Origin of the sequence: Gordonia sp. (in: high G+C Gram-positive bacteria), from assembly GCF_052106715.1 — a bacterium.
GTDB lineage: Bacteria > Actinomycetota > Actinomycetes > Mycobacteriales > Mycobacteriaceae > Gordonia.
On sequence record NZ_JBQEDL010000038.1, the window covers coordinates 20,145 to 31,726 of the forward strand.

11 protein-coding genes and 1 pseudogene are annotated in these 11,582 nt (G+C 65.6%); 8 read left to right on the plus strand and 4 right to left on the minus strand.

From position 1 onward, the window contains the following. Positions 1-26 precede the first annotated feature (26 nt). Positions 27-725 carry an MBL fold metallo-hydrolase gene (locus tag ACTIMF_RS16140; RefSeq protein WP_442351305.1) on the minus strand — a complete coding sequence of 233 codons (699 nt, stop codon included), beginning with the start codon at positions 723-725 and terminating at the stop codon, positions 27-29. A gap of 128 nt (positions 726-853) precedes the next feature. Here ACTIMF_RS16140 and uvrA point away from each other — a divergent pair, with 128 nt between their 5' ends. Genes uvrA through ACTIMF_RS16155 form a run of 3 tightly spaced genes read left to right on the plus strand, consistent with a single transcriptional unit; the run spans position 854 to position 5,506 of the window. Next, a complete protein-coding gene (gene uvrA / locus ACTIMF_RS16145; RefSeq protein ID WP_442351306.1) occupies positions 854-3,727 on the plus strand; it encodes an excinuclease ABC subunit UvrA in 2,874 nt (957 codons plus the stop codon). Positions 3,728-3,765: 38 nt separating this feature from the next. Further along, positions 3,766-4,533 (plus strand): N5-glutamine methyltransferase family protein, encoded by a 768-nt coding sequence (locus ACTIMF_RS16150; protein ID WP_442351307.1) that lies wholly within the window; start codon positions 3,766-3,768, stop codon positions 4,531-4,533. Positions 4,534-4,543: 10 nt separating this feature from the next. After that, complete coding sequence (locus ACTIMF_RS16155; protein WP_442351308.1) at positions 4,544-5,506, plus strand: esterase/lipase family protein; 963 nt, start codon at positions 4,544-4,546, stop codon at positions 5,504-5,506. Positions 5,507-5,568: 62 nt separating this feature from the next. On the opposite strand, the gene ACTIMF_RS16160 is transcribed toward ACTIMF_RS16155, so the two are convergent. Further along, complete coding sequence (locus tag ACTIMF_RS16160) at positions 5,569-5,940, minus strand: hypothetical protein (RefSeq protein ID WP_442351309.1); 372 nt, start codon at positions 5,938-5,940, stop codon at positions 5,569-5,571. A 65-nt stretch (positions 5,941-6,005) separates the two neighbouring features. After that, the gene (locus ACTIMF_RS16165; protein WP_442351310.1) at positions 6,006-6,407 is read right to left on the minus strand and encodes a DUF1844 domain-containing protein; all 402 of its coding nucleotides are present in this window, start codon (positions 6,405-6,407) and stop codon (positions 6,006-6,008) included. A 245-nt stretch (positions 6,408-6,652) separates the two neighbouring features. On the opposite strand from ACTIMF_RS16165, the gene infC reads away from it, so the two are divergent. From infC to ACTIMF_RS16185, 4 genes are all read left to right on the plus strand, one after another. Beyond that, positions 6,653-7,219, plus strand: a complete 567-nt coding sequence (gene infC / locus ACTIMF_RS16170; RefSeq protein ID WP_442351315.1) for a translation initiation factor IF-3 — start codon at positions 6,653-6,655, stop codon at positions 7,217-7,219. Positions 7,220-7,305: 86 nt separating this feature from the next. Next, positions 7,306-7,500: a 50S ribosomal protein L35 gene (gene rpmI, locus ACTIMF_RS16175; protein ID WP_009678672.1), complete on the plus strand. Its 195-nt coding sequence runs from the start codon at positions 7,306-7,308 to the stop codon at positions 7,498-7,500. 36 nt (positions 7,501-7,536) lie between these two features. Then, on the plus strand, positions 7,537-7,917 hold the full coding sequence (gene rplT / locus ACTIMF_RS16180; RefSeq protein WP_442351311.1) for a 50S ribosomal protein L20: 381 nt from the start codon (positions 7,537-7,539) through the stop codon (positions 7,915-7,917). Between the two features lie 51 nt (positions 7,918-7,968). Continuing rightward, entirely contained in the window at positions 7,969-8,808 is an 840-nt protein-coding gene (locus ACTIMF_RS16185) for a TrmH family RNA methyltransferase (protein WP_442351312.1), read from the plus strand. Between the two features lie 23 nt (positions 8,809-8,831). Here the strand turns inward: ACTIMF_RS16185 and ACTIMF_RS16190 are convergent, their stop codons facing one another. Then, complete coding sequence (locus ACTIMF_RS16190) at positions 8,832-11,084, minus strand: protein kinase domain-containing protein (protein WP_442351313.1); 2,253 nt, start codon at positions 11,082-11,084, stop codon at positions 8,832-8,834. 266 nt (positions 11,085-11,350) lie between these two features. Between ACTIMF_RS16190 and ACTIMF_RS16195 the strand changes: the two are divergent. Then, positions 11,351-11,582, plus strand: a pseudogene (locus ACTIMF_RS16195) (phenylalanine--tRNA ligase subunit alpha); the annotation flags it as partial.

Here is an 11,582-nt window from a genome sequence, read left to right on the forward strand (position 1 = left end):
TCTGGCGTCGCGTGTCCAGAAAGTGTTCACCAGCCACGTTCGCGCCACTGGGGGAGATTCGGCCGCTCCGCACCCAATGACGTGTCGACACCGTGGCCCGGGTAGACGGGCGTGTCGTCGCCGTACCGGCCGAACAGTTTCGTCTCGACGTCGCCGAGAAGCAGGTCGAAGTCGCCGGGCTCCCAGGTCTTTCCCACTCCGCCGGGGAAGAGAGAGTCGCCGGTGAACAGATGGACGCGCCCGGACGACTCGGTGAGTGCCAGGGCCACCGAGCCGCGGGTGTGACCGACGATGCCGATCACGTCGAGCACCAGGTCGCCGACTGTCACGGTGTCGCCATCGGACAGGAGTCGATCGGCCTCGATCGGAAGCGCCCCGGCGTCGTCGGCGCCCACAGCGTGCGGCACGCCGAGACCGGTGCGGACCTCGTCGAGGGCGAGCCAGTGATCGGGATGACCGTGTGTGGTCACGATCTGACCGACTGTGCCCGAAATCTGTTCGGCGAGAGCCAACAGCACATTTGCGTCGTTGGCCGCGTCTATCAGAAGCGCTGCACCGGTGGCTTTGTCGGTGATCACGTAGGCGTTGTTGTCCATCGGGCCGACGGAGACCTTTACAACAGTCGCATTGTCGAGATCGCGCCGTTGCGCAGTGTTCCGCTGGTCGTCGCCCTCCGGAGAGACGTTGCCGGTGTACTGGTCGGAGACTGTGATCTGCTGCGTCATAGATCAAGGCTAGCTGTCTGACCCGCTACAGATCGCTGCGATCGCCCTCACTGCGCGCCGAGAACTGTCGGAGGGTCCGCGTAGTCTGTCGACTTGGGGGAACTGTTGTCAGATGTAAGGGAAAAGTAGTGGTTGATCGGCTAATCGTTCGTGGCGCGCGTGAGCACAATCTGCGTGGCGTCGACGTCGACCTGCCTCGCGACTCGCTGATCGTGTTCACCGGACTCTCGGGTTCGGGCAAGTCGTCGCTGGCATTCGACACGATCTTCGCCGAGGGGCAGCGACGCTACGTGGAGTCGCTATCGGCGTACGCCCGCCAGTTCCTAGGACAGATGGACAAGCCCGACGTCGACTTCATCGAGGGGCTCTCGCCTGCGGTGTCGATCGATCAGAAGTCGACCAACCGCAACCCGCGATCCACCGTCGGCACGATCACGGAGGTCTACGACTACCTCCGCCTGTTGTATGCGCGGGCCGGAACCGCCCACTGCCCGGAGTGCGGCGAGCGGATCGAGCGACAGACGCCGCAGCAGATCGTCGACCAGATCTTGGAGATGGACGAGGGCACACGGTTTCAGGTCCTCGCTCCGGTCGTGCGGACCCGCAAGGGTGAGTTCGTCGACTTGTTCGCCGACCTGCAGACGCAGGGCTTCGCCCGCGCGCGGATCGATGGCGTCGTCCACCAATTGGCCGACCCTCCGAAACTCAAGAAGCAGGAGAAGCACGACGTCGATGTCGTCGTCGACCGGCTGGTGGTGAAGCCGTCGGCGAAGCAGCGGCTCACCGACTCGATCGAGACCGCTCTGCGCCTCGCCGACGGGATCATCGCGCTCGACTTCGTCGACCTCGACGAGGACGACCCGGACCGAGAACGCCGGTTCTCGGAGAAGATGGCCTGTCCGAACGCGCACCCGATCGCGATCGACGACCTCGAACCGCGCGCGTTCTCGTTCAACTCGCCGTACGGGGCGTGCCCGACGTGCGACGGCCTTGGTGTCCAGAAGGAGATCGATGAGTCGCTCGTCGTCCCCGATGCCGAGAGCACCCTGCGCGATGGCGCGGTCGCACCCTGGTCCACCGGACACAACGCCGCCTACTTCCTCCGCCTTATGGAGGGTCTCGGCGACCAGATGGGTTTCGATGTCGACACCCCGTGGGACCAACTCCCGAAGAATGCGCGCAAGGCGCTGCTCAACGGTTCAGATCACCAGGTGCACGTCCGGTTCAAGAATCGATACGGCCGCGTTCGCTCGTACTACACCGAGTTCGAAGGCGTGATGTCGTTCCTGTCGCGTCGGGCCGACACCACCGAGTCCGAGCAGATGAAGGACCGGTACGAGGGCTATATGCGGGATGTGCCGTGCTCGGCATGCGGCGGAACCCGTCTGCGTCCCGAGATCCTCGCGGTGACGCTCGACCACCCGGCTCACGGACCCAAATCGATCGCCGATGTCACCGCGCTGTCCGTCGCCGACTGTGCCGAGTTCCTGGATGGGCTACGTCTCGGCGAACGTGAAGCGGCGATCGCGGGTCGCGTCCTCAAAGAGGTTCAGGCGCGCATCCGCTTCCTCCTGGACGTCGGCCTCGAGTACCTGTCGCTCTCCCGTGCCGCCGGCTCGCTCTCCGGCGGTGAAGCACAGCGGATCAGGCTCGCGACGCAGATCGGCGCAGGTCTCGCAGGCGTCCTCTACGTCCTCGACGAACCGTCCATCGGTCTGCATCAGCGGGACAACCGCCGTCTCATCGACACTCTCGTTCGACTGCGTGATCTCGGGAACACCCTGATCGTCGTCGAGCACGACGAAGACACGATCCGAGCAGCGGACTGGATCGTCGACATCGGTCCTCGCGCAGGCGAGCACGGCGGCGAAGTGGTGCACAGCGGCGATTACGCCGGGCTGCTCGCCAACGAGCGGTCGCTGACCGGCACCTACCTGTCCGGTCGTGAGGTGCTCGAGGTGCCTGCGATCCGTCGTCCCGTCGATAAGAAGCGACAGGTGACGGTCGTCGGCGCGCGGGAGAACAACCTCCGCGGGATCGACGTGGCGTTCCCTCTCGGTGTGCTCACTGTGGTCACCGGCGTCTCGGGGTCGGGAAAGTCGACGCTCGTCAACGACATCCTTGCCACTGTCCTCGCGAACAAACTGAACGGCGCGCGTCAGGTGCCGGGACATCACACGCGTATCAAAGGGCTCGAGCATCTCGACAAATTGGTCCAGGTGGATCAGTCGCCGATCGGCCGCACGCCGCGCTCGAATCCGGCGACCTACACCGGTGTCTTCGACAAGATCCGTACGTTGTTCGCTGCGACGACGGAGGCGAAGGTCCGCGGATACCAGCCAGGGCGCTTCTCGTTCAACGTCAAAGGGGGGCGCTGCGAGGCCTGTATGGGCGAAGGCACCATCAAGATCGAGATGAACTTCCTGCCCGACGTGTACGTGCCATGCGAGGTGTGCCACGGCGCACGCTACAACCGCGAGACGCTGGAGGTTCACTACAAGGGCAAGACGATCGCGGAAGTCCTCGACATGCCGATCGACGAGGCCGCGGACTTCTTCGAACCGGTCACTTCGATCCATCGGTATCTCAAGACGCTCGTCGAGGTCGGACTCGGATACGTCCGGCTCGGTCAGCCTGCGCCCACGCTGTCGGGCGGCGAGGCACAGCGCGTGAAGTTGGCGGCCGAACTACAGAAGCGGTCGACGGGTCGCACCGTGTACATCCTGGATGAGCCGACGACGGGCCTGCACTTCGAGGATATTCGGAAGCTGCTGCTCGTGATCAACGGCCTGGTCGACAAGGGCAACACGGTCATCGTCATCGAACACAATCTCGACGTGATCAAGACCGCCGACTGGATCGTCGACATGGGACCCGAAGGCGGAGACGGCGGCGGCATCGTCGTAGCGCAAGGAACACCGGAAGACGTTGCGGCCGTGTCGGAGTCGCATACGGGAGGGTTCATCGCCGACCTTCTGCCGCGGGTCGAAGAGGCTGGCTGATCGACCCTGTCGTCGCCGAACTGAGGTCTGCGGGCTGCGTGTTCGCGGACGATGAGGCGCGCGTCCTGCGTCGTTGGGCGGCTGACGACAGGCAGGTCGACGAGTGGGTCCGTCGTCGCGGGGCGGGGGAGCCCTTAGAGCACATCGTCGGTCGGGTCGAGTTCGACGGACTCGACCTTCACGTCGGTCCGGGCGTCTTCGTGCCCCGTCGACGATCGCTTCTTCTCGCAGAGGTCGTCGTCGAACAGGTTGTCGCCGACCGGGTCGCAGAGCGAGGCCTGCTCGTCGTCGAGGCGTGCTGTGGGGTGGCTCCGATCGGCGCGGTCCTCGGCGCCCGGATGCCCGAGACTTCGGTGATGGTCGCCGACGCCGAGGGCCGCGCGCTCATGTACGCGCGGCGTAACGTCCCGGCCGCCGACGTCTACGAGGGCGAACTGCTCGCGGCGCTTCCACCGCCGGCGCGGGGACGCGTGGCGGTGATCGCTGCCGTCCCGCCGTACGTGCCCGACAGTCAGGCTCGGCTCCTGCCTGCCGAGGCCACCGGCCACGAACCGCGGCGGGCGTTGTTCGGCGGCGCGGACGGGCTCGATACCGTACGACTCCTGCTGAAGCAGTCGCTCGACTACCTGGCGCGCTTCGAGGATCGGGTGTGCGGCGTTGATCGGACCTGTGGAGTCGTCGCGTTGGAGATGCATCGAAGCCAGGCGGAATCGGCGCAGGAATTCGCGGTGGCGCACGGCTACCGGACGAGTGTTGTTCTGGGCGATGACGGCCAGACGGTCGTTCTCCTGGCTCGGATCGTCTAATCTGACGCCTATGGGTCGTTCGCTGCGGTCGCGGGTCTTGGTCGTCGTTGCGATCGCGGTTCTGTCCCTCGTCGCCCCGGTTCTCGTCCGTCCGGCGCCCGCAGCGGCCACGCCGATCACCTACAACTTCATGGACGGGATCCGCGCCGAACTCCAGAACCCCGGCGGTTCACTCCCCGGCACCAACGACTTCCACTGCGAGCCGCCGAACCGGCACCCGCGTCCGGTGATGCTCTTGCACGGGACCGGCGGAGGCAGGCAGACGAACTGGGCGACCCTCGCAGCCGTCCTCGTCCGCGAAGGCTACTGCGTGTTCGCGCCGACTTACGGAGCTCTCGGCGCCGGGTGGCCCGCTTCCGCGGTCGGCGGCCTCGGGCCAAAGGTCGACAGTTCATGGCAGGTGAAGATCTTCGCCGATCGAGTTCTCGCGGCGACCGGCTCGGACCGACTCGACGTCGTCGGACACTCGCAGGGCACCGAGCACCCCACCTACTGGATGAAGTACCTGGGCGGTGCAGGCCACGTGAATGCGTACATCTCGCTTGCACCGTATTGGAAGCAGGGGCCCGACCAAGACGATGAGTTCGGCGACATGGTCGGTCGGATTCGAAAAGCGTTGGGTGTCAGAGGTTTTACCCGGCCGGCCTGCCCTGAATGCACGAGCCCGCCCGCCGACTTCGACTTCAATCGCGCTGTTCGACTTCCAACGCCGTACCTGCCCGGCGTCCACTACACGAACATCGTCACCAGTCACGATACGATCGTCACCCCTTTCAGTTCGGGGATTCTCGACGGGCCGCCCGGGACCGACGTCGAGAACATCACCGTCCAGAACGGCTGCGCGGCCGATCACTCGGACCACATGTCGATCGTCGCGAATCGGCGCAGTGCGGCATTCGTGTTGAACGCGCTCGATCTGGCGCATCCGAGGCCGGTCCCATGCATCGCCGTGCCGCCGTTCACCGGGGCATGAACGGTGACGAACAACTCTGGCACTCGAGTTCGGCATACGGCCGAATCTGAGTGCCGAAGATTTCACAAACCCATCGACCTACGGATCTCGTCCAGTTTGGACTTGGCGGCTTCGTCTCGTTTCGCCATCGCATCGTCGAGTTCGGTCGCCTCGTGACCTGCCTCGGCGAGGACCTGGCGGCCGTCCGCGGTCGCGGTGCGGTGCTCGATCTTGTCGCGGACGAAGTCGAACGTCGGAACGCCCGACTCGGAGTAGCCGGTGGCCTCTTCGACAGTCGGTCCGTGCACGGTCGGGGTGAAGTCGGGCGACGTCGCGGGCTCGACGACCTCGGCATCGATGTACTCGGCCCCGTCCTGGTAAGCCCCGTGGTTGTCAGACCCATGGCGTTCGGCCCAGTGGCGGTCAGCACCGTTCGAGGACTCTGCAGACGTCATACGGATAGCGTAGACGCGACCCCGACGATCCGGGGCGGCCGCGTTCGGTAGAGCGGTGCGGCCTCTCAGCCCTTGACCGGTCCGGTGTACTTCTCGCCCGGGCCCTCGCCTGGCTCATCCGGGTACGCCGACGCCTCGCGAAACGCGAGTTGAAGGGCTCTCAGCCCGTCGAGAATCGGCTTACGGTGCAGTCCGAGGTCGCCCGAGGCGGCAGTGACCAGGCCGCTGAGTGCGGTGATGAGGGCGCGCGCTTCGGGGAGGTCTTGGTGCTCGGGCTCGCCGCCGGCCTCGGGGCCGATCTTCTCGGCCGCCGCGCTCATCAGCATGACGATCGCGCGTGTAGTGACCTCCACGGCGGGAATGGTTGCGAGTTCGCGAACGTTCTCGTCTGTGGACCCGCCCGGTGCGACGTGCGTATGCCCGTCGTCGGAGGTGGGGCTGCCGGTCGAATAGGAGTTAGCGCTCACGGCTGTTAGACTTTCACAGCATGACCGCTCCGGCTGACGCCGGGGTAGCAAGAGGACTTCGAATCCCACCGTACGACGCACGGGTCGCAGACCCGCGTTGTTGTCCGGTTCCGGTCACACCGTCGCGAGACGACGGAGCGCCACCAGCGAGCGATCGCAGACGGTGGAGCCCGGCGCGTGGCGGTGTTCGTTCGGTCTCGATCTCCTCGAGCTGCCAGTTCTCCTGGCCGGCCACGTGAGTACACATTTATCGAGGAGGCCACATCAGCACTGAAACCCGCATCAACGAGCGCATCCGCGTTCCCGAGGTCCGTCTGGTCGGACCCGGGGGAGAGCAGGTGGGCATCGTGCGTGTTGAAGATGCGCTCCGCCTGGCTTACGAAGCCGACTTGGACCTGGTCGAGGTTGCGCCTGACGCACGCCCGCCGGTGTGCAAGATCATGGACTACGGCAAGTTCAAGTACGAGGCGGCGCAGAAGAAGCGCGAATCGCGCCGTAACCAGCAGATGACCGTCATCAAGGAGCAGAAGCTCCGCCCGAAGATCGACGACCACGACTACGAGACCAAGAAGGGTCACGTCGTCCGATTTCTCGAAGCGGGTTCCAAGGTGAAGGTGACCATCATGTTCCGTGGCCGCGAGCAGTCGCGTCCAGAGCTCGGTTTCCGTCTGCTGCAGCGACTGGGCAACGACGTCGCAGAATACGGTTTCGTCGAGACTTCGGCGAAGCAGGACGGCCGCAACATGACGATGGTCCTGGCACCGCATAAGGGCGCGAAGACTCGGGCCAAGGCCCAGCAGGCGTCCGAGTAAAACAGCACAAGAACTACCGCACCTAGCGGACTTGAATAGCTCCGGTACACCGGTGCTGCCCGAGTTCGCCCGATTTAAGGAAAACCATGCCGAAGAGCAAGACCCACAAGGGCACCGCGAAGCGTTTCAAGGTGACCGGAAGCGGCAAGATCGTTCGACAGAAGGCAGGCAAGCGCCACCTCCTCGAGCACAAGTCGTCGCGTGTCACCCGCCGACTCGACGGCACCACTGTTGTGAGCGAGAACGATGCACCGCGCATCAAGCGACTGCTCAACCGCTGATCTTTCCCTGAGACGACGTAAAAGGATTACTGACTAATGGCACGTGTGAAAAGGGCTGTCAACGCCCAGAAGAAGCGCCGCGCAACGCTCGAGGCCTCGAAGGGCTACCGCGGGCAGCGCTCGCGCCTGTACCGCAAGGCCAAGGAGCAGCAGCTCCACTCGATGACCTACGCGTACCGCGACCGTCGTCAGCGCAAGGGGGACTTCCGCAAGCTGTGGATCACCCGTATCAACGCCGCGGCGCGCGCGAACGACATCACGTACAACCGACTCATCCAGGGGCTGAAGCTCGCTGGGGTCGAGGTCGACCGCAAGGTCCTCTCGGACATCGCGATCACTGACCCGGCAGCCTTCACCGGCCTCGTCGAGGTCGCGCGTGCGGCACTGCCCGCTGATGTCAACGCACCTGCTGCCTGAACGGCTTGAGCGGACACCGGTCATGACCTCGCCTGCCGAGCGGAGCGAGGCGTGACCGACCGCCGCGACAACACGCGGTCACCGCAGCGGCCCGCGACGGACGTTCTCACCGAACGATCGTCGCGGGTCGTTTCGTTGGCGAAACTTCACCGGGCAGCGGTCCGACGCGCCGAGAACCGTTTCCTCGTCGAAGGATTCAACGCGGTCGACGCCGCGCTCGCCACCGGACGCGCTACCCGACTCCTCGTACGCGACAGCGACGCCGATCGGCACGAGACGCTCGTGCGCCGTGCCGTCGCCGCCGGGCTTGCGATACACCGGGTCAACGATCGCGCGGCATCCAAGCTGTCCGAGACGTCCACCTCACCGGGCGTGTTCGCCGTCTGCGACCTCCTGACCGCGACCCTCGCCGACGTCCTGGCCGCGGGCCCGCGGCTCCTCGTCGTCGCTGTGGAGCCTCGCGAGCCCGGCAACGTCGGGACCCTGACGAGGTGTGCTGACGCGATGGGTGCGGACGCGGTGGTCCTGCTCGGAGACAGCGTGGACCCGCACAACTCGAAGAGTGTGCGAGCGTCGGCGGGCAGTGTCTTCCACATCCCGGTGGTGCGGGACTCCGATGTAGCCGGGGCGCTCGAGAAGATCCGGTCGGCGCACGTGGCGCTCATCGCGACGACCATGGACGGTGAGCTGTCGCTCGACGACGCTGACGCGACGTTGGCGTCGTCGCACGCCTGGCTGTTCGGCAACGAAGCGCACGGCCTGCCCGACGAAGTGCTGGCCGATGCGGATCACCGGCTGTCGATTCCGATCCGAGGACGCGCCGAGAGTTTGAACCTCGCTGCCGCGAGCGCCATCTGCCTATACGCGAGTGCACGGGTGCAGAACTCCTGACTCGGACTGCATACGCCAGTCGGTCAGAACGCCACCTTCACCGGTGTGCCGGACTTGTCGGCCGGTGCCTGCTGGTTCCCGAGCTGGCCCGATGTGTTCGTGCCCCAGCAGTACGTGTCGGCATCGGTCGTGACGCAGGTGACGCTGGTGCCGGTCGCCACATAGCGCACATCGGACACTGAGCCGACATCGGCCGGTGCGCGGACCGGGTCGTCGGAGCTGCCGTTGCCCACTTGTCCGAATCTGTTGTTGCCCCAGCATTTGACCGCGCCGTCGTCGGTCAGTGCACACGCGGTGCCGACATCCATGGTGACCTGCTCGACGTTGTCGACGCCGGTGATCTCCTGTGGGGCCTCGACTGTGCCGGGCTTGGCGGCGTGCTTGCCCCAGCAGTACGCCTTACCGTCGGCGGCTGCGCAGGAGTAGAAGTAGTACGTCCACCCGCCATCGTCCCTTTTGGAAGCCGATGAACCCAACGACACGGAGTCGACGTCCTCGAGGACACCGATCTTGACCGGGGTCATCCGTCGCTCCGTGGACCCGTCACCGACCTGACCGTCGCGGTTGTCGCCCCAGCAGCGGAGTTCGGCGTCGGCGACCGCGCAGACGGTGCCGCCCGCAGCGGAGACGTCCGTGACGTTCTTCAGATTGGGAACCTTGGTCGGCGCTTTGACGCTTTTAGCGGTGTTCCCGGTGCCGAGCTGCCCGAACTCGCCGTTGCCCCAGCAATAGAGTTCGGCGTCGTCGCCTGCGACGGCGCACGACGCCCCCATGCTGGTCGTCACCGCAACGACGTTCTCCAGCCCGGGAACCTTGACCGGCGTGGTCCGCTGTTCGTCCGAGCCGTCACCGACCTGACCGTAGTGGTTGTTGCCCCAGCAGTACGCCGAGCCGTTGGCGGCGGCGCACGTCGTGACCACGTACGTGTTGCTCTCAGTGAGATAGCCGCCGACCGCGACGGCAGTGACATCACTCAGGCTCCCGACCTTTGCAGCCGTACGTCGATCACCGGTGGAGCCGTCGCCGAGCTGTCCGCTGGCGTTGTTGCCCCAGCAGTACAACTGTTCCTCGTGCACCGAACACACCGTTCCGTACGCCGTCGCCACCGATTGATTCGCCGAGGCCTCGGCGGGTTCGTCGTTGCTGGGCCACCAGAGCGGTGACGTGCCTACGATGGCGATGACCGCGACGGCGGCGATGGCGAGTGCGATGAGGAGGTTGCGCTTGCTCTTTCCCGGTGGCGGCTGATTGGGAATCCAGGGGCCGTTGGGGCCGCCCGGACCGTTCGGTCCCATGCCGACGGGGCCGACGGGGCCGATGCTCCCCGGGCCCATGGTGCCTGCGCCGAATCCGGGATTGGCGGTCATACGCGGCACCGGCGGCGGCGTCGGTGCCGGGGTGGGTGCGATGGCGGCGGTGGTGCCTGCGCCAGCGTGCGTGAATGCGCGGTGGAGTTCGGCGGCGAACTCGCGGCAGTTCGTGTAGCGGGCGTTGGGGTCTTTGGCCATGGCGCGGTTGAGGACCGGGGTCAGGGCGGCCAGGTCAGGTCGTGCCTGCCCTAGTGGCGGTGGGGGTTGTTGGACGTGGGCCATCATCAGTGCGGTGGCGGTGTCTGCTTCGAAGGGAGCGTGTCCGGTGAGGACGTGATAGGTGGTGCAGGCCAGGGAGTACTGGTCTGATCGGGCGGCGGCGGGGTGGCCGGAGATGATTTCTGGTGCGGTGTAGGCCATGGTTCCGACGACGGAGTTCATGGCGGTCAGCTGGGGTGAGTTGGATAGTTGCGCGATGCCGAAGTCGAGAATGACAGCGCGGGCCAGGGTGCCGTCTGCGTTGCGGGTGATGACGATGTTGGCGGGTTTGATGTCGCGGTGGACGATCGCGCGGGCGTGGGCGTAGTCGAGACCGTCGCCGACTTGGCTGATGACACCGATGGTCTCGGCGGGGGTCAGTCGCGTTGATGCGATGTCGGGCCCGTCGAGGTAGGTCATGGTGAACCAGGGCAGGCCCGTGGCCTTCTCGGAGGTGGTGCGGTCGTCGACGCCGTAACTGTGGACGGTGATGATGCTGGGATGGTCCAGAGACGCTGCGGTGCGTGCTTCGTTGGCGAACCGTTGTTGGAAGTCGGGGTTCGAGGCGCCCGCGACGGAGATGACCTTCATCGCTTCTTTGCGCTCTAGCTGGGGGTGTTCGACGACATAGACATCGCCCATGCCTCCCGAGCCGAGCAGAGAGAGGACTCGGTATCCGGCGATCACATCTCCAGGCTGCGCAGGCACTTTCTTCCTCCAGTCTCACAAACTCTCGACGCGGCACAGGCGATTCGGCAGAACACGACCGTGCCACGATCATCAGAAATGTAGCTGTTCGGACACCCGTTTGTCGGCATTGACTTAGGTCTGACGAATGACACGCGGCCTCCGGGCCTCCGCGGTCCGGGCTGGCCTGCGTGCCTAATGCCTGGTCGATTACGCTGTAACTGTCCTTTTCCGCTGCAGGTGTAGGAGATGCGAGCCAGGTGGCCGACGCGCAGAACCCCAACGAAGTGCCCGACTCGGCTGACGAGTTCCCGACCGATGAACAACTCGAGGCCGCTGTCGTCGACGCGGTCGCCGCGTTCGATTCGTCGGCTGACCTCGACGAGTTGGCGCACGCGAAGACCGCGCACTTCGGCGACCGGTCGCCGATCGCGCTCGCTCGCCGCGCGCTCGGATCCATCCCGAAGGAGCAGCGATCCGCGGCAGGCAAGCTGGTCAACCAAGTCCGCGGCCGGGTTT